This window comes from Thermomonas sp. LB-4, assembly GCF_036409385.1.
Taxonomy (GTDB): Bacteria; Pseudomonadota; Gammaproteobacteria; order Xanthomonadales; family Xanthomonadaceae; genus Thermomonas.
In genome coordinates this window covers 24,631-48,933 of the sequence record NZ_JAXOFT010000015.1, presented here as the reverse complement: position 1 = coordinate 48,933, position 24,303 = coordinate 24,631, and the positions used below count along the sequence as shown (strand labels likewise).

The window sequence follows — 24,303 nt, the reverse complement described above, 5'->3', positions numbered from 1 at the left end:
AGCAAGTCTGCCCGGTCGGCCGTGCGCCTTTCCCCTCAGTTGGGAGAAGAACCATTTTAAATGGCTCTCGTTCAGGCAGGATGAGCTGCCAGTAGAATTGCCCTCCCCTCACCGGCCCGGACTACCCGCCGCGCCCCGGACACCTGCCATGACCGATCTGCATCCGCTGCCCTCGCCGCCGCCCGCCCGCCCGTCGCGCCCCGGGGCAAAAAAGCTCTACATCCAGACCCACGGCTGCCAGATGAACGAGTACGACTCGGCCCGCATGGCCGATGTGCTGCACGCCGAGGAAGGCATGGAACTGACCACGAACGCCGAAGAAGCCGACGTGATCCTGATCAATACCTGCTCGATCCGCGAAAAAGCGCAGGAAAAGGTATTCAGCCAGCTGGGCCGCTGGAAGGGCCTGAAGCAAGGCGAGCGCCCCGTCATCATTGGCGTGGGCGGCTGCGTGGCCTCGCAGGAAGGCGCGGCCATCCTCGACCGCGCGCCCTACGTGGACCTGGTGTTCGGCCCGCAGACCCTGCACCGGCTGCCGGAACTGCTGCGCGAGCGGCGCGACTCCGGGCGGCCGCAGGTGGACATCAGCTTCCCCGAGATCGAGAAGTTCGACCGCCTGCCCGAGCCGCGCGCGGAAGGGCCGACCGCCTTCGTCTCGATCATGGAAGGCTGCTCGAAATACTGCTCCTACTGCGTGGTGCCCTACACCCGCGGCGAGGAGATCAGCCGCCCGTTCGAGTCGGTGCTGACCGAAGTGGCCGAACTGGCCGCGCAGGGCGTGCGCGAGGTCAACCTGCTGGGCCAGAACGTCAACGCCTACCGCGGGCCGCTTGGCGATGGCGGAGAGGTTGCCGATCTGGGGCTGCTGATCCGCGCGATTGCCGAAATCGACGGCATCGGCCGCATCCGCTTCACCACCTCGCACCCGCTGGAATTTTCCGACTCGCTGATCGAGGCCTACCGCGACGTGCCCAAGCTGGCCAACTACCTGCACCTGCCGGTGCAGGCCGGCAGCGACCGCATCCTGTCGGCGATGAAGCGCGGCTACACCGCGCTGGAGTTCAAGCAGAAGATCCGCAAGCTGCGCGCGGTGCGGCCGGACATCTCGGTCTCGTCCGACTTCATCGTCGGCTTCCCCGGCGAGACCGAGGCGGATTTCGAGAAGACGATGAAGCTGATCGAGGACGTCGGCTTCGACCAGAGCTTCTCGTTCATCTATTCGCGCCGGCCGGGCACGCCCGCGGCCGATCTCGAGGACACCACCAGCAGCGAGGAGAAGCACGCGCGGCTGGACCGCCTGCAGAAGCACATCAGCGCGCACGCGGCGACCATTTCGCAGGCGATGGTGGGCACCGTGCAGACGGTGCTGGTGGAAGGCCCGTCGCGCAAGGATCCGAACGAGCTGACCGGCAAGACCGAGAACATGCGCTCGGTGAATTTCCCCGCGCACCCGCGCCTGATCGGGCACTTCGTGGACGTGGAGATCACCGCCGCGCTGAGCAATTCGCTGCGCGGGCGGGTGGTCACCACCGCCGAAGCCGTCGCCTGACCCGGGGCAAACGCGGGCCGCCAACAGGCCGGGGCGCAAGCGCTCCGGCCCGGCGACCGCCCCGCATCACAGCCAGCGCATCGCCAGCGCCGCGAGCAACAGCAGGACGCCCAGCGCCGCCAGCCAGTCATGCGCCCCACTCGCCCGTGGCCGCGGCGCGAACGCTTGCCGCAATGGCATGCGCAGGCTGATCGGGTTGCGGAATGCCTCCGGCGCCAGCAACAGGAACCCCAGCCCGGTCATGAGCCGGAACGGTTCGTCGAGTCCGCCATACAGCCAGTCGGCGATGTGGAACAGGCCGAACACCACGAAGGTGATTCCCCACGCCTTCGACCGCGGTGCGGCTGCTTCGCCCACGGCGATGCCATCGACACAGCCACCGCTGTCACTCACTTCCGCCCCGCCTCGAACACCGGCTTGCCGTCCACATAGGTGGCCTGGACCGTCAGCGTGCGCAAGGCTGCGTCCGGCACCGCCAGCGGGTCTTCGGCCAGCACCACGAAATCGGCGCGCTTGCCGGGCGCGAGGCTGCCGACTTCGTTCTCCGCGAAGCCGGCGTAGGCCGCCTCAAGGGTGAAGCCGCGCAAGGCTTCGAAGGCGGTCAGCTTCTCGTCCGGATACCAGCCGCCCGCCGGCAGGCCCTTCGCATCGGCGCGGCTCACCGCGGCATACAGGCCCAGGCGCGGATCCACCGATTCCACCGGAAAGTCCGAGCCCAGCGCCAGATGGGTGCCGGCGTCGCGCAGCTGGCGCCACGCATAGGCGCCGACGATGCGCTGCGGCCCCACCCGGTCCTCCGCCCACGGCATGTCGCTGGTGGCGTGGGTGGGCTGCATCGAGGCGATCACGTGCAGCTGCGCCAGCCGCGGCAGGTCCTCGTGCGAGAGGATCTGCGCGTGCTCGATGCGCCAGCGATGGCCGCCGGCCGCGTCCTTGCCCAGCTCGCGGGCATAGGTGTCCAGCACGATCCGGTTGCCGCGGTCGCCGATGGCATGGGAAGCCACCTGCACGCCGCAGCGGCGCGCCTTGGCAGTGGCGGCGGCCAGCTCCTCAGGCGACATCACCAGCAGGCCGCGATTGCCGTGGTCGTCGCTGTAGTCCGAGAGCATCGCCGCGCCGCGGCTGCCCAGCGCGCCGTCGGCGTAGAGCTTGACCGCGCGCATCTGCAGGCGGCCGGACGGATGCCGGTACAGGCCGTTGGCGCACAGCGATTCCAGCGCGGCGCTGTTGCCGTCGGCCATCGCGTAGATGCGCAGCGGCACCTGCCCGCGATCCGCCAGGCGCTGGTAGCGCCGCAACTCCGCCAGCGGAACGCCGGCGTCGTGCACGCCGGTCAGGCCGTGTTGCACCGCCGCCCGCATGCCCAGCGCCAGCGCCTTCTCCGCGGTGGCTTCGCTGGCGGCCGGTTGCGCCGCATCGACCAGCGCCATCGCGTTGTCGATGAACACGCCGGTCGGCTGGCCGGCGTCGTCGCGATGGATGGTGCCGCCGTCCGGTTGCCAGCTGCCGGACAGGTCACGCTTGACCGCGCGCATGGCGGCGCTGTTGGCCCAGCCGGCATGGCCGTCGATGCGCGACAGCCAGACCGGCCGGTCGGGGAACGCCGCATCCAGGTCGGCGGCAGTCGGGAATGTCTTCTCAGGCCAGTCGTTCTGGTCCCAGCCGCGGCCGATCAGCCACTCGCCCGGCTTCAATTCCTTCGCCTTGGCGCGCAGCCGCTCCAGGATCTCGGCCTTGCTGGCGGTATCCACCAGGTCGGCGGTCAGCATCGCCCAGCCCAGGCCGGACATGTGGCCGTGCGCGTCGATCAACCCCGGCACCACGGTGGCATTGCCCAGGTCGAGCCGCTTCGCGCCGGGATGACGGGCCAGCAGCGCCTCCGCCTCGCCGACCGCGAGCACCTTGCCCGACGCGTCGAAGGCCATTGCCTGCGCCTGCGGCCGCGCGGCGTCCATCGTGTGGATGCGGTGGGCAGTCAGCACGGTGACGTCGGCGGCGAAGGCCGGCGCCGCGGACAGCGCCACCAGCAGGGCCCAGGTGAGGTTGCGCATTTTGATCCCCGGAAAAAACGATCCCGCAACAATGCGACAAGCGGCCCGCGGGAGGCAAGCCGCGCTGCCGCAACGTGGCGGACACTCCCCGGCCGCGCTACCCTGCGCGGTCTATGCCACATCGCGATTTCACCCTGGAGCCGGACGACATCGAGCGCCTGGCCAACCTGAGCGGGCCGTTCGACGCCCACCTGCGCCTGGTCGAGCTGCGCCTGGGCGTGGCGATCGCCAACCGCGGCAGCGTGTTCCGCGTCGACGCCGACGATGCCGAGACGGCCGCGCGCGCGGAATCGTTCCTGCGCCGGCTCTACGAGGATGCTGCCAGCGAGCCGCTGGACGAACATGCCGTGCACCTGCGCCTGGGCGCCTTCGCCGGCGACGAACCTGCGCCGGCAGCGGCCGCACCGGCAACCGACGACATCGCAGTGCGGGTCAAGCGCGGCACCCTGCGCGGCCGCGGCGCCAACCAGCGCCGCTACCTGCAGGCCATCGCCAGCCACGACATCAACTTCGGCGTCGGCCCGGCCGGCACCGGCAAGACTTTCCTCGCGGTGGCGATGGCGGTGGACGCGCTGAACCAGTCGCGGGTGCAGCGGCTGATCCTGGTGCGGCCGGCGGTTGAGGCCGGCGAGAAGCTGGGCTTCCTGCCGGGCGACCTGACCCAGAAGGTGGATCCGTACCTGCGCCCGCTGTACGACGCGCTCTACGAAATGCTGGGGGTGGAAAAGGTGGCGCGGCTGCTGGAACGCAACGTCATCGAGATCGCGCCGCTGGCCTACATGCGCGGGCGCACGCTCAACGACGCCTTCGTGATCCTGGACGAAGCGCAGAACACCAGCATCGAGCAGATGAAGATGTTCCTGACCCGGCTGGGCTTCGGCAGCACCGCGGTCATCACCGGCGACCTGACCCAGATCGACCTGCCCAAGCACCAGAAGTCCGGCCTGAAGGACGCGGTGGAGGTGCTGCGCGGGGTGGAGGGGGTGAGCTTCACCTTCTTCGAGGCCCGCGACGTGGTCCGGCACCCGCTGGTGGCGCGCATCGTGAATGCGTACGAAGCACGCGATGCGGCCAATGGACAGGCGTAGGATGCGGGCATGACGAAGGGGCCGATCCATCTTGATGTCGCCGTTGGCTATGCCGCGCCCCGTGCCGGCGTGCCGGCCGCGGTGAGCTTCCGCAAGTGGGTGGCGGCGGCGCTGGAAGGCCGCATCCGCGAAGCCGACCTGGCCATCCGCATCGTCGACGAGAAGGAAGGCCGCGCGCTCAACCACCACTATCGCGGCAAGGACTACGCCACGAACGTGCTCAGCTTCCCGGCGGAACTGCCGGAAGGCCTGCCGAAGGGCGTGAAGCTGCCGCTGCTGGGCGACCTGGTGCTATGCGCGCCGGTGGTCGCCCGCGAGGCGCGGGAACAGGGCAAGCCGCTGAACGCGCACTACGCCCACCTGACCGTGCATGGCTGCCTGCACCTGCTGGGCTGGGACCACGAAGACGCGCAGGAGGCCGAGGCGATGGAGCAGCTGGAGCGCGAGATCCTGGCCGGGCTGGGGCTGCCGGACCCCTACCTCGACGCCTGAGCCACGCCGTTCCTGCCGCCGCCACGCGGATTCGCTAGACTCCACACCGTTGCAACCACGAGGCCCCCACGCCCCATGTCCGAGGACGACAGTCGGCTCCCGGCCGACTCTGAAGAAAGACCCGCCGAGAAACCCCACCGATCCTGGCTGGAGCGCATCAGTGCCGCCCTTTCCGGCGAGCCGACCAGCCGCGAGGACCTGGTCGAACTGCTGCGGGACGTGCAGGCCGACGGCCTGATCGGCCCCGACACCCTGCGGATGATGGAAGGCGCGGTGAACATCGCCGACATGACCGTGGGCGACGTGATGGTGTCGCGCTCGCAGATGGTGGCGCTGCCCGCGGACGGCAAGTTCCTGGACCTGATGAAACAGGTGGTGGAATCCGGCCACTCGCGCTTCCCGGTGCACGGCGAGGACAAGGACGAGATCCTGGGCATCCTGCTGGCCAAGGACCTGCTGCGCGGGGTGGTCGCCGACAACGGCCCGGCCAGCATCCACGCGCTGCTGCGGCCGGCCGTGCTGATCCCGGAGTCGAAGAACCTCAACGTGCTGCTGCGCGAGTTCCGGCAGTCGCGCAACCACATGGCCATCGTGATCGACGAGTACGGCGGCGTGGCGGGGCTGGTCACCATCGAGGACGTGCTGGAGGAGATCGTCGGCGACATCGACGACGAACACGACGATGCCGCCGACGAGGGTGTGCTGATCGCGGCGCAGGCCGACGGCCAGTTCGTGGTGGATGCGCTGACCCCGATCGCCGACTTCAACGAACGCTTCGGCGCCGACTTCGACGACGACGAGTACGACACCATCGGCGGGCTGCTCACCGCCGCCATCGGCCACCTGCCGGAAGCCGGCGAGGAATTGACCCTGGGCCGCTTCAGCTTCCGCGTGGCGCGCGCCGATGCGCGCCGGTTGATCGCGCTGCATGTGGGCGTGCATGCGGAGGCCTGAGGCCGCCGTATCCGCGCTGACGGAACCGGCGGAACGGGGCATGCGCATCGCCGCGCTGTGGGCGCTTTTGCTGCTGCTTTGCGCGGCCGGATTCGCACGGGCGCAACCTGCGGCGCCGCCGCAGCTCCCCGCCCCGCGCATCGGCGTGGTGACGATGGGGCCGGGCGACATCTTCTGGGAACGCTTCGGCCACGATGCGATCGTGGTCGACGATCCGGCCGGCCCCGGCCCGGTCAGCTACAACTTCGGCTTCTTCGACCTGGACGAGGACGGCTTCGCGGCGCGCTTCGCCAAGGGCGAGATGCGCTATCTGCTGGTGGCGCTGCCGCTGGAAGAAGACCTGGCCTACTACCGCGAGGTCGGCCGCGGCGCGACCCTGCAATGGCTGGACCTGGACCCCGTGCAGGCGCGGCGGCTGGCCGCCGACCTGGCCGAGAACGCCAGGCCCGAGAACGCGCGCTACCGCTACGACTACTTCACCGACAACTGCGCTACCCGCGTGCGCGACGCGCTGGACAGGGCGCTGGACGGCCGCCTGCGCAAGCAGCTGGAGGGCCGCTCCAGCGGCGATACCTACCGCAGCGAATCGCTGCGGCTGGCCGCGCCGGCGCCGTGGATGTGGTTGGGCTTCGACATCGGCATCGGGCCCTACGGCGACCGCGCGCTGTCCCGCTGGGAGCAGGGTTTCGTGCCCCGCCGGTTGGCCGACGACCTGCGCAAGGCGACCCGCGCCGACGGCCGTCCGCTGGTGGCATCGGAAATCGAGCTGCTGCCGCAGCGGCAGGCCGCCGAGCCGATGGAACGGGCCTGGCCGTTGTGGCCGTGGCTGCTGGCGGGCATCGCGCTCGCGCTGGTCGCGCTGGCCATGGCGCGGCGCAGCCCGCGCACGCTGGCGGCGTTGGCCGGCGGGTTCTGGCTGCTGTGCGGTTTGCTGGGCGCGGTGCTGGCGCTGGGCTGGGCGTTCACCGAACACCGCGCGCTGTGGGCCAACCGCAACCTGCTGCTGTTCGATCCGCTGTGCCTGCTGCTGCTGCCCGGCGCGTGGGCGCTGCTGCGCGGACGCACGCCGTCGCCGCGCTTCCGCGCGCTGCTGGTGGCGGTGGCGGTGCTGGCGGCGCTGGCCTGCCTGCCGCTGTGGCTGCAGGCCGTGCCGCAACGCAACGGCCACTGGATCGCGCTGCTGCTGCCGCTGCATTTCGCGCTCGCCCGCTGCTGGCCGCGGCCGTCGCGCGCTTGATGCGCCCGCCGCGCGCGGGCAGGATGCGGCGATGAACGCCAGCACCGTCCTGCCCGCCTGCGTGGTCAACTGCGCGGCCTACGACCGCAACGGCCATCGCCGCGACATCACCCTCGACGAGATCAGCGACGTGCTCGCGGATGCGGACGGCGGCTTCGTCTGGGTCGGGCTGTACGAGCCGGAGGAGCGCCTGCTCGATGCGCTGCAGGACGAGTTCGGCCTGCACGACCTCGCCGTGGAGGACGCCCATCATGCGCACCAGCGGCCGAAGGTCGAACCCTACGGCAACAGCCTGTTCATCGCCGCGCACACCGCGCAGCAGCTGGACGGCCACGTGCGCTTCGGCGAAACCCACGTCTTCATCGGCCCGCGCTACCTGATGACGGTCCGCCACGGCGCCTCGCTCAGCTTCGCGTCGGTGCGGCAGCGGCTGGAGCGCGAACCCGACCTGCTCGCGCAGGGGCCCAGCGTCGCCCTGCACGCGGTGCTGGATTTCATCGTCGACAACTACCAGCCGATCGTGTCGGACTACGAGCGCGAGCTCGACGCGCTGGAGCAGGACGTGTTCGCCGAAAGCTACAAGCGCGGCACCATCAAGCGCCTGTACGCGCTGCGCAAGGAGCTGACCCAGATGCGGCTGGCGGTGGCGCCGATGCAGGACATCCTCTCGCAGCTGATCCGCACCCCGGCGTTCGCCATCCCCGACGAGGTGAAGCCGTATTTCCGCGACGTGCTCGACCACGCCGCGCGGGTGGGCGACAGCATCGACACCCTGCGCGAGATGGTGGCCGCGGCGATGAACGTGAACCTCTCGCTGGTCACCGTGGCGCAGGGCGAGATCGTCAAGCGCCTGGCCGGCTGGGCCGCGCTGCTCGCGGCGCCGACCCTGATCACCAGCTGGTACGGCATGAACTTCGAGCACATGCCGGAACTGCACGGGCGCTATTCCTACCTGGCCCTGATCGGCGTGGTGGGCCTGGTCTGCGTGGGCCTGTACCGCTACCTGCGCCGGATCGACTGGCTGTAGCCGGCCGCCCTCAGGCGCCGGCCAGGCCCTGCAGCATCACTCCGGTCAGGTAGGCGCAGTAGGTGCCGAGCACGTAGCCGAGCACCGCCAGCAGCACGCCGACCGGCGCCAGCGCCGGGTGGAACGCACCGGCCACCACCGGCGCGCTGGCAGCGGCACCGATGTTGGCCTGCGAGCCGACCGCCATGAAGAACAGCGGCGCACGGATCAGCCGCGCCACCAGCAGCAGCAGCCCGGCGTGGACCAGGATCCAGATCAGCCCCAGCAGTAGCAGCAGCGGCTTGTCGGCCAGCGCCTTCAGGTCCATCTGCATGCCGATGGTGGCGATCAACACGTACAGGAACACGGTGCCGACCTTCGAGGCGCCGGCGCCCTCCAGCTGGCGCGCGCGGGTCAGGCTGAGCAGCACCCCGGCCGCGGTGGCGATCACCACGATCCAGAAGAAGCGCGAATCCAGGCTGTAGTCCTGCAGCCGCCATTCGGCGGGCAGCGAGCGGATCCACGCGACCAGCGGCTCGGCCAGCTGGTGGGCAAGCCCGGTGGCGCCGATCGCCACCGCGAAGATCAGCATCAGGTCGGTCAGCGAGGCGATCCGCGCGTGCTGCTCCTGGTAGCTGGCCATGCGCTTGCGGAGCGCGTCGATGGCGGAGGTGTCCGCCTTCAGCCAGCGATCCCACCAGTCCGCGCGCGAGGCCATGAACAGGAGCGCCGCCATCCACACGTAGCCCACGATCACGTCGACCGCGGCGAACTGGCCGAACAGGGTGGCATCGACCTCGAACACTTCCTTCATCGCCGCCTGGTTGGCGCCGCCGCCGATCCAGCTGCCGGTCAGCGTGGTCATGCCCCGCCAGGTTTCGCCGGCCACCGTTTCCGGGTGCAGCGCGCCCATCGCGGTGAACGAGACCAGCGCGCCCAGCATCACGCCGGCCGTGCCGGTGAGGAACATGATCAGCGCCTTCGGCCCCAGCCGGACGATGCCGCCGATGTCCATCGACACGCAGAACAGCACCAGCGACGCCGGCAGCAGGTAGTCGCGCGCCATCGGGTACAGGCCCGAGCCGGCGCCGTCGATCAGGCCGGTGCTGTTGGCGACCGCCGGCAGCAGGTAGCAGGGCAGCAGAGCCGGCACCACCGCATAGAATTTCTTCCAGATGCCCTGCTCGCGCGCGGCGCCCCAGAACACGAAGCCGAGGATGGCCGCAAGCAGGCCCAGGACGGCGGCGTCGCTGCCGATCAGCGCAGTGCCGGAAACTTCATTCATGTGCAGGCGGCTCCCATCCCCGGCCAGCGCCAGCACCGGGCTTCATCTTCTTTGCGGCGGGGAAAGCGGCACCCCGGCAATGCCGGGATGCCGTGAACAGGCGTCACTGGCCGATGTACTTCTTCAACCAGGCATTCACCGTCTCGTGCCACTGCACGCTGTTCTGCGGCTTCAGCACCCAGTGGTTCTCGTCCGGGAAGTACAGGAACTGCGATTCCACGCCCTTGCGCTGGTTGGCGGTGAACAGCGCGATGCCCTGCTCGACCGGGATCCGGTAGTCCAGCTGGCCGTGGATCACCAGCATCGGCACCTTGAAGTTGGCCACATGGTTGGCCGGGTTGAACTTCTGGTAGTCGGCGAGGTTCTCGTACGGCGTGCCGCCGTTTTCCCACTCGCTGAACCACAGCTCCTCGGTGGCATAACCCATGGCGTGGTTCTCGAACACGCCGTCGTGGCTGACCAGGCACTTCCACGGTTCATTCCAGTTGCCGGCGATCCAGTTGACCATGAAGCCGCCGTAGCTGGCGCCCAGCGCGCAGGCCTTGTCGCCGTCGAGGAAGCCGTACTTCTGCTGCGCCGCCGCCCAGCCCTTCTGCAGGTCTTCCAGCGGGCGGTCGCCCCAGTGGCCGCTGATCGCGTCGGTGAACTTCTGGCCGTAGCCGGTGCTGCCGTGGAAGTCGATCATCACCACCGCGTAGCCCTGCCCTGCGTAGGTCTGCGGGTTCCAGCGGTAGCTCCAGCCGTTGCCGAAGCTGCCCTGCGGGCCGCCGTGGATCAGGAAGGCCACCGGGTACTTCTTGCCGGCCTCGTAGTTCCAGGGCTTCACGACGTAACCATGCACGGTCTCGCCATTCCAGCCGATGAAGTTGAACTGCTCGAAGGCGCCCCAGGCCACGTCCGGCAGCATCTCGCCGGCCGACGGCGTGATCGCGCGGATCGGCGACTTGCCGTCGGCGCTGGTGGTGGCGATGACATCGCCGGTCTTCAGCGTGTTGCGCGAGAACGCCAGGGTCGGCCCGGCCAGGTCGAAGGCCGACACGCTGCCGTCCTTCACCACGCTTTCGACTTCGCCGTTGGCCAGCGAGACGCGGAACAGCGGGTGCTGGCCCAGCTCCTGCGCGGTGGTGTAGAGCCACTTGCCGTCGGCCGAGAGGGTGATGCCGTCGGCGGAGGCATCCCAGCGCGGCGCGATCTCCTTCGTCTTGCCGGAGGCCAGGTCCATCGCCATCAGCGCGAAGCGGTCGGCCTCGAAGCCGGGGCGCGCCATCGCGCGGTAGTACAGGGTCTTGCCGTCGGCGCTGAACACCGGGCCGGCGTCCCAGGCCTTGTTCGCTTGGGTCAGGTTGCGCGCGCCGCTGCCGTCGGCATTCACCAGCCAGAGGTCGAAATTGGTGCTCCACGGCTCGCTGCGGTCGGCCTGGCGCACGCTCATCGCCACCTTCTTGCCGTCCGGCGACCAGGCGAAGTCCGACAGGTCGCCGAACGGCTTGGACGGGATGTCGCCGTGGATGTCGCCGCTCAGCAGCGTCGCCGAGGTCAGCATGCCGTCGCCCAGCGGCGCCGCGAACACGCGGTTCAGGCGGCCGTCGTTCCACGCGTCCCAGTGGCGGATGAACATGCGGTCGAACAGCAGGCCGGTGGTCTTGCGCGCGGCCTCGTCGTCGAGCTTCTGCTTGGTGCACGCCAGATCGGCCTTGCAGTCCGGAAACACCGCGAACGCCAGCGCCACCCGCTTGCCGTCGGGCGACAGCTTGTAGCCGTCCACGTCGAGGGCGAAGTCGGTCAGCCGCTTCGGGTCGCCGCCGGCGGCCGGCATCGCGTACAGCTGCATCGAACCCGACTTGGCGCTGAGGAAGTACAGCGTGCCGCCATCGGCCGAAAACGCCGGCGAATTCACGCTCCAGCCCTCGGGCGAGACCTGCTTCGGCGGCGCGATGTCGCGCGTGACCAGGTTGCGCATCCACAGCGTGGTGGTGGACTTGTTGGTGGCCTTGTCCACGGTGCGCTTGGAGAACACCAGCACGCGGCCGTCAGGCGACAGCGTCGGCGAGGAGTGGCGATCCATGTAGGCCATGTCCTGCACGGTGAAACCGCGCTGGGCGGCGCTGGCGGCGGCCGGCAGGGACAGGGCGAGGGCAAGCGGGAGGATGGCGTGGCGAAGCGTCATGGCAGTGGTTCCGTGCAGCGGAAAATGGAGGCGCCCGCGCAGGCGCGGGCGCCGGATGGATCAGGCGTTCGGGTTGGCCTTGGCGCCGGTGCGGTAGAGCAGCCAGCCCACCAGCGCCAGCACGACCAGGCCAACGACCTCGCCCTGCTGGAACTGGGCGGGCAAGGCGAGCACCTCGCGGTCCTTGGTGGCATAGATCGCCACGCCCACCGCGATGCCCATCAGCGCCTCGCCGGTAATCAGGCCGGCGGCAAACAGCACGCCGGGACGATGCGCGCGATCGCGCAGGGCCTCGTCGCGGGTGCCGACGATGCCGTGCCGCTTCTCGACCAGATAGGCCAGCAGGCCGCCAAGGAAGATCGGCACCATCAGCTCCAGCGGCAGGTAGATGCCGATGGCCGCGGCCAGCACCGGCACCCGGAAGCTCTTGCCGCTGGCCTTCAGCCACTCGTCGATGGCGATGATCGCCGCGCCGACGACGGCCCCGATGCCGATGATCGTCCACGGCAGCTCGCCGCCGAACATGCCCTTTGCGACCGAAGCCATCAGCGTGGCCTGCGGCGCCGACAACGGGTTCGGATGCTCGGCGGTGGGCGCGCCGATGCCGTAGGCCTGCGACAGGATGTTCAGCACCGGCGCCATGATCAGCGCGCAGGAGAACGCGCCGATGCCCAGCATCAGCTGCTGCTTCCACGGGGTGGCGCCGACGATGTAGCCGGCCTTGAGGTCCTGCAGGTTGTCGCCACCCACTGCGGCCGCGCAGCACACCACCGCGCCGATCATGATCGCGGCCACCGCGCCCAGCGGCGCGCCCGCGCTGCCCACCGCCATCCGCCCGGCCTCGCCCAGCAGCACCAGCAGCACCGCGGAGGCGAACAGGATGGTGGCGATGGTGATGCCCGACACCGGGTTGTTGGAACTGCCCACCAGGCCGGCCAGGTAGGCCGACACCGACACGAACAGGAAGCCGGCGACGATCATGATGACCGCCATCGGGATGCTCACGCTCCACATGCCGACGATGGCCTGGTACAGCAGCAGCAGCGGCACCACGAACGCGACCAGCGCCACCAGCATCCACTTCATCGGCAGGTCGCGCTCGGTCTCCGCCACCTGCTCGCCGCTGCCCTTGCGCGCCGCGGCCACGCCGCTCTTGACGCCCGACAGCAGCGACTTGCGCAGCGAGAACAGGGTCCATACGCCACCGATCAGCATCGCACCGACGCCCAGGTAGCGGATCTTGGCCGACCAGATCGCGCCGGCGATATCCTCCGCGCCCGCGCCGGCGATGCTGGTGGCCAGCGCCGGGTCGGCATCAAGGAAGAACATGTGGTAGAGCGGAATGGCGATGTGCCAGGACAGGATCGAACCGGACAGCACCACGATGCCGATGTTCAGGCCGACGATGTAGCCCACGCCCAGCAGCGCCGGCGACAGGTTGGTGCCCATGTAGCCCAGGTACTTGCCGAAGAAGCCGGCACCCGCGGCAGTGTCCGGGATCAACTTCATGCCGCTGGCCGCTGCCGCCTTCAGGAACGCGCCAATCGCCGCAGAGAAAGCCAGGATCTTCAGCCCGGGGCCGGGGTTCTCGCCGGCCTTCAGCACCTCCGCGGCCGCCTTGCCTTCTGGGAACGGCAGCGGCTCCTCGACGATCATCGAACGCCGCAGCGGCACCGAGAACAACACCCCAAGCAGGCCGCCGAGGCCGGCGATCGCCAGCACCCAGGAATATTTGAAGTCGTCCCAATAGCCCAGGATGATCAGCGCCGGGATCGTGAAGATCACGCCCGCGGCAATCGACGACCCCGCGGACGCACCGGTCTGGACGATGTTGTTTTCCAGGATGGTGCCGCCGCCAAGCAGCCGCAGCACGCCCATCGACACGACGGCGGCGGGAATCGCGGTGGCGACAGTCAACCCGGCGAACAGGCCGAGGTAGGCGTTGGCGGCGGACAGGATCACCGCCAGCACGATCGCCAGGATCACCGCGCGCAGGGTCAGCTGCGGGACGGCCTTGGCAGGGTTCGACATGGGACATCCTCGTCGGGAAGGCAATCGACGAAACCTAGCGGCTGCCGCCCGCCAAGTCCAGTGCGGCAGGTCGCGCCTGCCGCCGCGGTCCGGGCGGCGGACATCCCGGCGCGGGGTGAAGTCGCGCTGAACCGGTGACGCAGGCAGCGTCGGAACGCGCTGCTAAACTCGGCCGCCCCCCTTGCGAACGAGATCCACCGCATGCCGACAGCGCGCCCGCTCGCCACCGCCCTGGTCATCGCCCTCGCCGCCGGACTGGCCTCGCCTGCCGGCATGGCCGCGAAGAAGAAGCCGGCGCAGAAGAAGGCAGCGACGCCCCCGGCCTGCGCCGATTTCTACGCAGAGGCGAACAAGGGCTGGCTGGCCGCCAACCCGATGCCGTCCAGCGGCGCGATTTCCGCGCTGGGCCAGCTCACCGCACGCGCACAGCAACAGCAGCGCGACCTGCTGGATGCGGCCATGAATGCGCCGCAGAACAACGTGCAGAAGCTGCTGGGCGATTTCTGGGCCAGCGGGCTGGACGAGGCGGCGGTGGAGCGCGACGGCGCCGCGCCGGTGGCGCCGCTGCTCAAGCGCATCGATTCGATCCGCAAGTCGAAGGACATCGCGCCGGCCATCGCCGCGCTGCATCACGTCGGCATCCCGGTGGCCTTCCACTTCGGCGCGGACATCGACCTGCGCGACCTCGACCGCCACCTCGGCTACTTCAGCCAGGGCGGCCTGGGCCTGCCCGATCCGGCCTATTACACCCGCGAAGACGCCGACACCAAGGCGCTGGTCGCGCGCTACGCCGACTACATCCGGAAGATCCTCGCCCTGACCGGCGTGGCGCAGCAGGACATCGAAACCCAGACCGCGCTGGTGCTGGATCTGGAAAAACGCATCGCCACCCTGGCGCGCCCGCTGGTGGAGCTGCGCGACCCGCGCAATTCCTTCGCACCGGTGGCCACCGCCGGATTGGGCAAGCAGTACCGCAACCTGCAATTGGATGCGTTCCTGCAGGTGCAGGGCGTCAACGACGACACCGTGTCGCTGGCCAACCCGGCGATGTTCGCCCAGCTCGACGCGCTGGTCGGTTCGCTCAAGCCCGCGCAATGGCAGGCCTACCTGCGCTGGCGGGTGGGCGACGCGATGGCGCCGTACCTGGCGAAATCCTGGCGGCAGGCCGCGTTCGATTTCCGCGGCAAGGTGCTGCTGGGCCAGGCCGAACCCGCGCCGCGCTGGCAGCAGACGCTGGACGCGATCAACCTGGCTGCCGGCCCGATGCTGGGCCGCGAGTACGCCGCCACGCACCTGTCGGACGCCACCCGCAAGCAGGCCGAAGCCATTGCCGACCAGGTCCGCGATGCACTGGTCAAGCAGGTGGGCGGCAGCAGCCTGTTGGGCGAACCCGCGAAGGACGAGGCCCGCAGGAAGCTCGAGCGCCTGCGCATCGAGATCGGCACCCCGCGCTACGATCTCGACTACACCGTGCAGCCGATGGGCCGCGGCAGCTTCGGCGGCAACATGCTGATCGCCTCCACCTGGCGGCATCGCCAGGAGATGAAGCGGATCGGCAAGGGCAACGCCAACCGCCGCTGGGACGTGCTGCCGCAGCAGCCGGCGCTGGCCTACGACCTCGCCCACAACCGCCTGATCGTCACTGCCGCCATGCTGCAGGCGCCGGTGCTCGACATGGCCATGCCGGTGGATGCCCAGTACGGTGCCTTCGGCGCGCTGGTCGGCCACGAACTCAGCCATGCCATCGACGGTCGCGGCCGCCACATCGACGCCAAGGGCGAGGTCCGCGACTGGTGGAGCCCCGGCGAAGCGGCTACCTGGGAGGCGCTGGCGAAAAATGTGACGGCCCTGTATGCCGGCCTGCCCTACCCGGGCCTGAGCGGCACCCGGGTGGACGGGGCGCTCACCCGCGACGAGAACATCGCCGACCTGGTCGGGCTGGAGCTGGCCCATGCCGCGCTGCTCGCGGCACGGCCGGACGGCGGCGCCCAGGCCGACAAGGCCTTCTATACCGGCTGGGCGCACCTGTGGGCGCAGCAGGTCACCCGCGACGAGGCCGAGATCCGCGCCCGCCAGGACGTGCGCGCGCCGGGTCCGTGGCGCGCCAATGCGGTGGTGATGCAGCAGCCCGCCTTCGGTGCCGCCTATGCCTGCAAGGCCGGCATGCCGATGCAGCCGAAGGCGGACGAACGCGTCACCGTCTTCAAGTAATCGCGCTCCCCGCACGTCGTTCGCACATGCCCCGTGCGCGCAGGCGCGCACCGGGCGGGGGCGAACGCTTTCGCCGGGTCACGCAAAGAGCATCGCGCCCCTGCGGTGCGCTCCTCAGCAGGAGCGGAGCGTCGCGGTTGCGCGCCTGACCGGAAGAGCGAAGCCGGTTGTCAGCGCACGATCCGCATCTTCGGCCCGCCGCGGCCGCGGCCGCCGAACGGCGGCTGGCCACGCCAGTGGCGGATCAGCAGCCAGCCGAACAGCATGCCGCCGAGATGGGCGAAATGCGCCACGCCCGGCTGCAGCCCGGTGATGCCCAAGCCCAGCTCGAACAGCCCGTACACGATCACCAGCGTGCGCGCCTTCATCGGGATCGGCGGGAACAGCAGCATCACCCTCTGGTGGGGGAACAGCATCCCGTAGGCCAGCAGCAGGCCGAACACGCCGCCCGACGCCCCGATGGTTGGATACGGGTCGGCGCCCTGCGCCAGCGCATAGGAACCGACCAGCAGCTGGCAGATGCCGGCGCCGACAACGCTCACGAGGTAATAGGTCAGGAAGCGGCGCTCGCCCCAGGTGTATTCCAACGGCGCGCCGAACATGGCCAGCGCCAGCATGTTGAAGGCCAGGTGCAGGAAGCCGCCATGCAGGAAGCTGTAGCTCACCAGCTGCCACGGCATGAATGCGGGCGCCATGCCCGCCGGGTCGAAATCGACATCGCCCCACGGCCACAGCATCAGGGCCACCAGCCGCTGGTTGCCCAGCAGCCACTGCAGCAGGAAGCCGACGCCGTTGGCGATCAGCAGCGCCTTGGTGACTCGGGGGAGGTTGAACGGCATCCGTGCGACATTCCGGTTACATTGCAACGCATCATAGCCGCTCAGCGCGGCGCCCACAGGGCTGCATCCAGCGTCCCTTCATCCTCCGGCAAGCGAACCCGGCCGTTGCGCGGCTCCACGCCATCGGCACGCAAGCGCCGGCATTGTTCATGGAACTCCGGCGATTCCCCGGGGAACGCGATGCGCCCATCCGAGCGCAGGATGCGATGCCAGGGCAATCCGGGGTCTTCGTTGCGGCCGAGGATGCGCGCCACCAGCCGCGCCCGTCCGGGCAGGCCCGCACGCCTCGCGATGGCGCCGTAGCTGGCCACCTGCCCGCGCGGCACCGCGCGGATCGCGGCCAGGATGCGCTGCTCGGGGGTGAAGGGCGACGACTTCATGTTCCGGGTTAGCATAGCCCGACACTCCCAGCCGATCGCCGACCGCCATGCACAACTTCGAGCAGATCCGCAGCCACCTGGTGTCCGCCGGCTACCGGCTCACCCTGCTGGATCCGTTCGTGGCCTGCGTGGAGCTGTCGCTGGCGCAGGGCAAGCGCCACCAGGCGATTTTCCTGGCCGAGCTGCAGGACGATGACGGCCGCAACTACCTGCGGGTGAGCACCGCGATCGCGCCGACCACGGGCATGGATGCGCGCCGCGCGCTCGCCTTCAACTGGCAGAGCCGGGTCGGCTACCTGGCGATCGGCGAGCTCGACGGCGTGCCCTACCTGCAGCTGTGCGAGAACCGCCCGTACGACTGCCTCAACGCGGCGGAGATCGACCGCCTGGTGCTGGAAATCGGCGGCACCGGCGACGAGATGGAGCGCCGCATGTCGGCCGGCGGCGACCTGCTCTAGGCCGCGCCACCGCGCCGGCCGAAGCAAAAACGCCGGCTTGCGCCGGCGTTTTTTCGTTGGCGAGCGCTGCCGCGAACGGACTCAGGCCCAGCCCAGCGCCTCCAGCAGCCGCAGCAGCCCGTAGGCGATGCCGCCCGCCGCGGGGATGGTCAGGATCCACGCCCACACGATCCGCTCGATCACGCCGATCTTCAGCGCCCGCGGGTTCTTGGCGAAGCCCACGCCCATGATCGCGGTGGAGATGCTGTGGGTGGTGGAGACCGGCATGCCGAAGTGCGCCGCCACTGTCAGGATGGTGGCCGAACTGGTTTCCGCGGCGAAGCCGTTGATCGGGTGCAGTTTCACCATCTTGTGGCCCAGCGTCTTGATGATTCGCCAGCCGCCGGAGGCGGTGCCCGCGGCCATCACCAGCGCGCAGGTCAGCACGATCCAGGTGGCGATGTCCTGCTCTCCGGCATTGCCCGGATGCAGGAAACCCAGCCAGCCGGGCAGGTCGTCGAGCGCACCGCTGGCCTCGGCGCCGAACAGGGTCAGGGCGATGATGCCCATGGTCTTCTGGGCGTCGTTGTGGCCATGCGCATAGCCCATGTAGGCCGCCGACAGGATCTGCGCCTTGCCGAAGAACTTGTTGACGAAGTTCGGACGCGCCAGGCGCCCCAGCCAGCCGCCGGCCCGGGACAGGCCCGCGATCAATGCCCACAGCGCCACCATCACCAGCACGCCGAGCAGGAACCCGGCCACCGGCGAACTGATCATCGGCACCACCACCTTCCACAGCAGGCCCTTGTTCTGGGTCCAGTCGCCGACGGTCTTCGACCAGATCAGCGCATCCAGGTCGTTGTGCGCCGCGGCCAGCGCCGCACCGCACAGGCCGCCGATCAGCGCATGCGAGGACGAGGACGGCAGCCCCTTCCACCACGTGATCAGGTTCCAGGCGATGCCGCCCAGCAGCGCGCACAGGATCACCTGCGAGGTGACCTGCACGACATCGGTGTCGATCAGGCCGGAAGCGATGGTCTTGGCCACCGCGGTGCCCATCAGCGCGCCGATCAGGTTCATCGCCGCCGCCAGCATCACCGCCTGGCCCGGCGACAGCACCTTGGTCGCCACCACCGTGGCGATGGAATTGGCGGTGTCGTGGAAGCCGTTGATGAACTCGAACACCAGCGCGGCGAGGATCACCACAAGCACGAGCGTCAGCATGACGTGGCTCCGTCAGCTGTTCTTGAGGACGATCTGGTAGGCCACCACGCCCGCCTCGCGGCAGCGGTCGATGGCCTTTTCCAGGATCTCGAAGAACTCCTTGAGCAGGAACATCTGCAGGCTGTCGAGATTGCCGGAATAGATCTCGCGGTACAGCTCCAGCATCAGCCGGTCCGCCTCGTTCTCGATCGAACGCAGCTTCTCGTTGAGCTTGGTCATGCGGTCCAGGTTCATCCGCTCCAGCTCGTCCACCATCTGCACCACCACTTCGGCGGCCTGCTCCAGCATCGCCGCGCGCGGCGCGAAGTCGATGTGGGCCAGGTGCTGGGTGGCCAGCGCGTAGCGGTCGGCGAACTTCTCGATCTGCTTGGGGATCTTGTGCAGGGCCGAGCCCAGCGCCTCGATGTCCTCGCGCTCGATCGGGGTGATGTAGCTGTCCACCAGCGCCTGGCTGATCTTCTCGGCGGCGGTGCGCTCGCGCAGGCGGGCCAGCTTGAAGGCGTCCAGCGCGGGCTGGCGGTCGCCCTCTCTCATCATCGCGTGCAGCGCCTTGGCGCTGTCATGGGCGGCCGTGGCCGCGTCGTCCAGCAGCGAATAGAACTGCGCGCCGGAGCCGAAAATGGTTTGCAGGGAGAACATGGGTGTGGCCCCGGGTCTGGAGTGGAGGTGAAGATGTAAAAACGGTTGCAACGATAAGGCGCAATTATGACGCCCGCGTGACAGTCCGGCACCCGCCTCAGCCGCGGCTCCGGGCCGAGACCGGGGGAGACGCCGCGGCGGCCTGCTATGATGCGCCCGCGCTCCGGCGCAGCCCATGGACGATCATCCTCCGCCGCCGCCATGCCTGTCCCCGCGCCGCGCACCCTGCCGCGGCCGCTGCGCCGTGCCCCGTCCGGCCCACCCGCTCCATTCCCCCGCCCGCGCCCGGTAACGTCCCGTGCTGGAACTGCTGCTGATCGTCCTCGCCCTGATCCTGCTGAACGGCTTCTTCGCGCTGTCGGAGATGGCGGTGGTCACCTCGCGCAAGGGGCGGCTCAAGCAGCAGGCCGCCACCAGCCGGCGCGCGCACAAGGCGCTGCAGCTGGCCGAGCACCCGGAACAGTTCCTGTCCACTGTGCAGGTGGGCCTGACCCTGATCACCATCCTCACCGGCATGCTGGGCGGCGAGGCGCTGGGCGCGCTGATCGGCGACTGGCTGGGCAGGAATGCTCCCTCGCTGGGCCACTACGCCGGCCCGCTTGGAACGGTGCTGGCGGTGGGCCTGATCACCTACTTCAGCATCGTGCTGGGGGAGTTGCTGCCCAAGCGGCTGGCGCTGCTGGCGCCCGAGCGCCTGGCGGCCGCGGTGGCGCTGCCGATGCACTGGCTGTCGCGGCTGGCCAGCCCGGTGGTGTGGCTGCTCAGCGCCACCGTGCGCGGCCTGCTGCGGCTGCTCCGGATGGACCGCAGCGACGGCTCGCAGGTCACCGAAGAGGAAATCCAGCTGCTGGTCAGCGAAGGCCACGAACAGGGCGTGTTCGACCTGGACGAGCGCAACATGCTCAACCGGGTGATGCGCCTGGGCGACCGCACCGCCGACAGCCTGATGACCCCGCGCACGCGCATCGCTTGGCTGGACGCTTCCGCATCGCTGGCGGAAAACCTGGCGACGATGCAGGAGCACGAGTTCTCGCGCTACCCCGTCTATCGGGGCGACGACAGCGACGTGGCCGGCGTGCTGGAAGTGAAGACCCTGCTCGATGAACTGGGCCGGCCGCAGCCCGAGCTGTTCCGCGACCTGCGCCCGGCGCTGTTCGTTTCGGAATCCACCCACGCGATGAAGCTGCTGGAGATCCTGCGGGAGGAACAGCAGTCGCTGGCGCTGGTGGTCGACGAATACGGCGATATCCAGGGCATGGTCACGGTCAGCGACATCGTCGACGCGGTGATCGGCCGGCTGAAAACCGCCGGCGAAGGCGACAACGACGAAGCGCTGGTGGTCAAGCGCGACGACGGCTCGCTGCTGGTGGATGGCGGCCTGCACGTGGACGAGCTGCGCGAACTGACGGGCGAACGCCTGGCCGACGCCGACGAACTGGAATACCGCACCGCCGCGGGCCTGTTGATTGCCCGCTTCGGCCGCATCCCACACGTGGGCGAGCACATCCGGATCGGCCCGTGGCGGGTGGAGGTGGTGGACCTGGACGGGCCGCGCATCGACAAGCTGCTGCTGCAGCGCGAGCCGCAGCCCGCACGCATCGAAGGCGACGGCTGACGCCGGACGGAGCGGCCGCTCAGCCCAGTTGCGCGACGAAGTCCTGCCCGCCCATCGGGTGGCCCAGCCAGTAGCCCTGCACCAGATCGCAATCGCGCTCGCGCAGCAGCTCGAACTGCCCCGCCCGCTCCACGCCCTCGGCCACCACGGTGACGCCCATCGAGTGGGCCATCGCGACGATCGCGCTGGTGAGCGCCAGATCGTCAGGGTCGCGCAGCAGATCGGTGATGAAGCTGCGGTCGATCTTCAGCCCGTCCACCTGCACGCGCCGCAGATGGCTGAGGCTTGAGTAACCGGTGCCGAAATCGTCGAGCCAGACCTTCACGCCAAGCTGGCGCAACCGCCCCAGCAGCGCGGCTGCATTGGCCTCATCGCTGATCACCGCGGTTTCGGTCAACTCCAGATGCAATCGCTCCGGCGGCAGGCCGCTCTGCTGCAGCGCGCTCGCCACCTGCCTGAGCAGGTCGCCGCTGCGCAGCTGGCGGGCCGAGACGTTGACCGACACGAACGGCGCCTCCCCTGCCCCGGTCGGCACCGGCCAGCTGGCGGCCTCGTGGCAGGCGTTGCGCAGCGCCAGCAAACCGATCGCCTCGATCAGGCCGCTCTGCTCGGCGACATCGATGAACACGGAGGGCGCGATCGCACCATCCTCGGGATGGTTCCAGCGCAACAGCGATTCCGCGCCGACCAGCACGCGGTCGCGGGTGCGGTAGATCGGCTGGTAGACCAGGGTCAGCTCGCCGCGCTCCCAGGCGCCGCGCAGGTCGTGCTCCATGCGCACGCGCCGCTCGATCGCCTGGTCCATGGTGCGGCTGTAGAACCGGTAGCAGTTCTTGCCCGCCATCTTGGCCTGGTACATCGCGATGTCGCCGTTCTTCATCAACAGCGACGCGCTGCCAGCATCGTCCGGGAAGATCGCCACGCCCACCGAGGTGCCGAGCAGCACCTGCCGCCCGTGCAGCAGCATCGGCTCGCTCAGCGACAGCACCAGCGCCTCGGCCAGGCGGATCGCCTTGCCGCGCACGTCGCTGTCGGGCTCCGGGCCACCCGGCTGCAGCAGGATCACGAACTCGTCGCCGCCGAACCGCGCCACCAGCGTGTCCGCGTCCTGCACCGTCTGCACCGCGCGCTCGATCCGCGCGGCGGCCTGCAGCAGCACCTCGTCGCCCGCCTCGTGGCCAAGGGTGTCGTTGACGCGCTTGAAGTCGTCGAGATCGGCGAACAGCAGCGCCAGCTGGCAACCCGTACCCTGCTGCTCGCGCAGGCGCTGCTCCAGCGACTCGCGGAACGCCAGCCGGTTCGACAGTCCGGTCAGGGCATCGCTGTAGGCAACCCGGCGGATGTCGCGGTCGTGCCTGACCACGCTCTCGCGCATCCGCCCGAACGTCCGGATCAGGTCGCCCAGCTCGTCGTTGCGGCGGCTCTCCGGCACCGGCGAATCGAAGTCGCCGGCCTCGAACTGGCGCGCCGCGTCGCCCAGCATCCGGATCGGCTTGACCAGCATGTGCTGCAGCACCGCCGCCCCGACCAGCGCGAGCGTGCCGAACCCGCAGCACAGCAGCAGCAGCCAGTTCAGGCTGCGCTGATTGACGTCGTCGAAGCCGGCACGCAGGCCGTCCAGCGCACGCTCCTCGGCGCGCGCCGCGGTCGCCATCGAATAGCCGATGCGAACGCCGCCAAGGCGCTCGTCGCCGATCGCGATCGGATAGGACACATCCAGCAGCGCGTCGGTCTGGCGGGTGTGCGGCCCCTTGGCGGCGACGATCTCGGCGGCCAGGCCGTCGTTCATGGGCTGGCCGAACGCCGCGATGTCGCCGGAGCCGTCATGCAGGATGCGGCCCTTCGGATCGTAGACCAGCACGTAATCCACGTCCGGCGCGCGCAGCGCGCTGCGGGTGAGGATGCCGATGGCGTCGAGGTCGAAGTAGTACATCGGGTTGGCCAGGGCATCGGCCAATTGCCGCACCTGCGCCTCGCCGCCGGCGCGCATCTGCTCGGACAGCAGCGCGTGCGTGCTCTGGCGGGCGATGCCGACGACCTCGCGCTGGCTGGTCTGCTGGCGGTTCCACAGCATCACCATCATCAGCACGACGATGCCCAGCACCACCAGGATCCCGACCTGGAAGCGCAGCTGCAGGTTCAGGCCGGTGCGCCTCACTCGACCTCCGCCCGCACGCGCTGCACGCCGGTCGCCAGCCGCCCCAGCGCGCGCCGGTCGTCATCGCCGATTGGCACGAACCGGGCGGTGTCCATGAACCGCCGCAGCGCCTCGCTGGCATCCGGATCGGAGGCCGCTTCCATCAGCACCTCGCGCAGGCGCGACTCCACCCGCGGGTCCAGCCCGTGGCGTACCAGCATCAGCGCGCGGGGAACGTCCTGGGTGCGCGCTACCAGGCGGAAATCCTGGGAGAACGCGGGCGGCATCCGCGCGGGGTTGATCCAGTCCAGGTTGCTCAGCACGCCGGCATCCACCATCCGCTTGTGGACCCAGGTGGCGATGTTCAGTTCGGTGCGGGCAAACACGTAACCCACCCGGTCCGGCGCAGGCTTGTCCATCGGCGACAACAGCAGTTCCAGCGACTGGCCGCCCTCCAGCAGCTGCGCCGCGGGCAGGAAATAGGCGCTGGTCGAGAGCGGGCTCTGGAAGGCCACGCTGCGGCCGGCAAGGTCCTGCAGCGACTGCACCGGGCTGTCGCGGCGGACGAAGAACAGGCTGTGGTAGCGGGTCGCGCCCTCGCGCTCGCTGATCAGGAACGAGCGGGCCACCCCGCGCTGCTCCAGCACCGCCGCGTTGCCGGCGGTTTCGTTGATCCAGTCCACCCGGCCACGCCGCAGGTAGCTGGTCATCTGCTGCAGATCCCTGGCCATCAGGATGCGGCCGCTGCGGATGCCAACCGGGGCCATGCGCGGAATGACATAGTCGAGCAGCGGCTTGAGCTGGTCGTAGTGCGCCTTGGGGTCATCGCTGACCCGCCCCAGCACCAGCACGCTGGCATCGTCCGCAACCGAGGGACCCTGCGCCCGCGCGGAGGGCGCACATGCCAGCAACAGGCACAGCAGCGCTGGCATCAGGCGACGCATGGATGCAGGTATTTCCC

The 24,303-nt window shown here is 69.5% G+C and carries 20 protein-coding genes; 9 read left to right on the top strand and 11 right to left on the bottom strand.

Annotation, left to right across the window (positions count from 1 at the left end; translation table 11 throughout):
- The first annotated feature begins 148 nt into the window (after positions 1-148).
- Complete coding sequence (gene miaB / locus SPK54_RS10250) at positions 149-1,549, top strand: tRNA (N6-isopentenyl adenosine(37)-C2)-methylthiotransferase MiaB (RefSeq protein WP_330947802.1); 1,401 nt, start codon at positions 149-151, stop codon at positions 1,547-1,549.
- Positions 1,550-1,615: 66 nt separating this feature from the next.
- Here miaB and SPK54_RS10245 read toward each other — a convergent pair whose 3' ends face one another.
- Both SPK54_RS10245 and SPK54_RS10240 read right to left on the bottom strand, forming a co-directional pair.
- Positions 1,616-1,942, bottom strand: a complete 327-nt coding sequence (locus SPK54_RS10245; protein WP_330947801.1) for a hypothetical protein — start codon at positions 1,940-1,942, stop codon at positions 1,616-1,618.
- Positions 1,939-3,600: an amidohydrolase gene (locus SPK54_RS10240; protein WP_330947800.1), complete on the bottom strand. Its 1,662-nt coding sequence runs from the start codon at positions 3,598-3,600 to the stop codon at positions 1,939-1,941. The genes SPK54_RS10245 and SPK54_RS10240 overlap by 4 nt, the downstream gene beginning before the upstream one ends.
- 113 nt (positions 3,601-3,713) lie before the next feature.
- Between SPK54_RS10240 and SPK54_RS10235 the strand changes: the two genes are divergently transcribed.
- The 5 genes from SPK54_RS10235 (at position 3,714) to corA (ending at position 8,398) form a co-directional block, all read left to right on the top strand.
- The gene (locus SPK54_RS10235) at positions 3,714-4,688 is read left to right on the top strand and encodes a PhoH family protein (protein WP_330947799.1); all 975 of its coding nucleotides are present in this window, start codon (positions 3,714-3,716) and stop codon (positions 4,686-4,688) included.
- A gap of 9 nt (positions 4,689-4,697) precedes the next feature.
- Entirely contained in the window at positions 4,698-5,180 is a 483-nt protein-coding gene (gene ybeY / locus SPK54_RS10230; protein WP_330947798.1) for an rRNA maturation RNase YbeY, read from the top strand.
- A 75-nt stretch (positions 5,181-5,255) separates the two neighbouring features.
- Positions 5,256-6,134 (top strand): transporter associated domain-containing protein, encoded by an 879-nt coding sequence (locus SPK54_RS10225; protein ID WP_330947797.1) that lies wholly within the window; start codon positions 5,256-5,258, stop codon positions 6,132-6,134.
- 40 nt (positions 6,135-6,174) lie between these two features.
- The gene (locus tag SPK54_RS10220; protein ID WP_330947796.1) at positions 6,175-7,371 is read left to right on the top strand and encodes a DUF4105 domain-containing protein; all 1,197 of its coding nucleotides are present in this window, start codon (positions 6,175-6,177) and stop codon (positions 7,369-7,371) included.
- Between the two features lie 31 nt (positions 7,372-7,402).
- Positions 7,403-8,398, top strand: coding sequence for a magnesium/cobalt transporter CorA (corA, locus tag SPK54_RS10215; protein ID WP_330947795.1), 996 nt, complete (start codon positions 7,403-7,405; stop codon positions 8,396-8,398).
- A 10-nt stretch (positions 8,399-8,408) separates the two neighbouring features.
- On the opposite strand, the gene SPK54_RS10210 is transcribed toward corA, so the two are convergent.
- The 3 genes from SPK54_RS10210 to SPK54_RS10200 form a co-directional block, all read right to left on the bottom strand.
- Entirely contained in the window at positions 8,409-9,662 is a 1,254-nt protein-coding gene (locus SPK54_RS10210; protein WP_330947794.1) for a DUF819 family protein, read from the bottom strand.
- 103 nt (positions 9,663-9,765) lie between these two features.
- A complete protein-coding gene (locus SPK54_RS10205; protein ID WP_330947793.1) occupies positions 9,766-11,829 on the bottom strand; it encodes a S9 family peptidase in 2,064 nt (687 codons plus the stop codon).
- Positions 11,830-11,889: 60 nt separating this feature from the next.
- Positions 11,890-13,860, bottom strand: a complete 1,971-nt coding sequence (locus tag SPK54_RS10200; protein ID WP_330947792.1) for an oligopeptide transporter, OPT family — start codon at positions 13,858-13,860, stop codon at positions 11,890-11,892.
- 201 nt (positions 13,861-14,061) lie between these two features.
- On the opposite strand from SPK54_RS10200, the gene SPK54_RS10195 reads away from it, so the two are divergent.
- Positions 14,062-16,071, top strand: a complete 2,010-nt coding sequence (locus SPK54_RS10195; RefSeq protein WP_330947791.1) for a M13 family metallopeptidase — start codon at positions 14,062-14,064, stop codon at positions 16,069-16,071.
- A 170-nt stretch (positions 16,072-16,241) separates the two neighbouring features.
- Here the strand turns inward: SPK54_RS10195 and SPK54_RS10190 are convergent, their stop codons facing one another.
- Both SPK54_RS10190 and SPK54_RS10185 read right to left on the bottom strand, forming a co-directional pair.
- A complete protein-coding gene (locus SPK54_RS10190) occupies positions 16,242-16,910 on the bottom strand; it encodes a rhomboid family intramembrane serine protease (RefSeq protein ID WP_330947790.1) in 669 nt (222 codons plus the stop codon).
- A gap of 41 nt (positions 16,911-16,951) precedes the next feature.
- Positions 16,952-17,290 (bottom strand): MGMT family protein, encoded by a 339-nt coding sequence (locus tag SPK54_RS10185; RefSeq protein ID WP_330947789.1) that lies wholly within the window; start codon positions 17,288-17,290, stop codon positions 16,952-16,954.
- A gap of 47 nt (positions 17,291-17,337) precedes the next feature.
- Between SPK54_RS10185 and SPK54_RS10180 the strand changes: the two genes are divergently transcribed.
- A complete protein-coding gene (locus tag SPK54_RS10180; RefSeq protein WP_190281511.1) occupies positions 17,338-17,748 on the top strand; it encodes a hypothetical protein in 411 nt (136 codons plus the stop codon).
- A gap of 81 nt (positions 17,749-17,829) precedes the next feature.
- Here SPK54_RS10180 and SPK54_RS10175 read toward each other — a convergent pair whose 3' ends face one another.
- Entirely contained in the window at positions 17,830-18,951 is a 1,122-nt protein-coding gene (locus SPK54_RS10175) for an inorganic phosphate transporter (RefSeq protein ID WP_330947788.1), read from the bottom strand.
- 12 nt (positions 18,952-18,963) lie between these two features.
- Complete coding sequence (locus SPK54_RS10170; RefSeq protein ID WP_330947787.1) at positions 18,964-19,590, bottom strand: DUF47 family protein; 627 nt, start codon at positions 19,588-19,590, stop codon at positions 18,964-18,966.
- A gap of 301 nt (positions 19,591-19,891) precedes the next feature.
- Here SPK54_RS10170 and SPK54_RS10165 point away from each other — a divergent pair, with 301 nt between their 5' ends.
- A complete protein-coding gene (locus SPK54_RS10165; protein WP_330947804.1) occupies positions 19,892-21,205 on the top strand; it encodes a hemolysin family protein in 1,314 nt (437 codons plus the stop codon).
- A gap of 19 nt (positions 21,206-21,224) precedes the next feature.
- Here SPK54_RS10165 and SPK54_RS10160 read toward each other — a convergent pair whose 3' ends face one another.
- Positions 21,225-23,363, bottom strand: coding sequence for an EAL domain-containing protein (locus SPK54_RS10160; protein ID WP_330947786.1), 2,139 nt, complete (start codon positions 23,361-23,363; stop codon positions 21,225-21,227).
- A complete protein-coding gene (locus SPK54_RS10155; protein WP_330947785.1) occupies positions 23,360-24,286 on the bottom strand; it encodes a phosphate/phosphite/phosphonate ABC transporter substrate-binding protein in 927 nt (308 codons plus the stop codon). The genes SPK54_RS10160 and SPK54_RS10155 overlap by 4 nt, the downstream gene beginning before the upstream one ends.
- Positions 24,287-24,303: the final 17 nt, after the last annotated feature.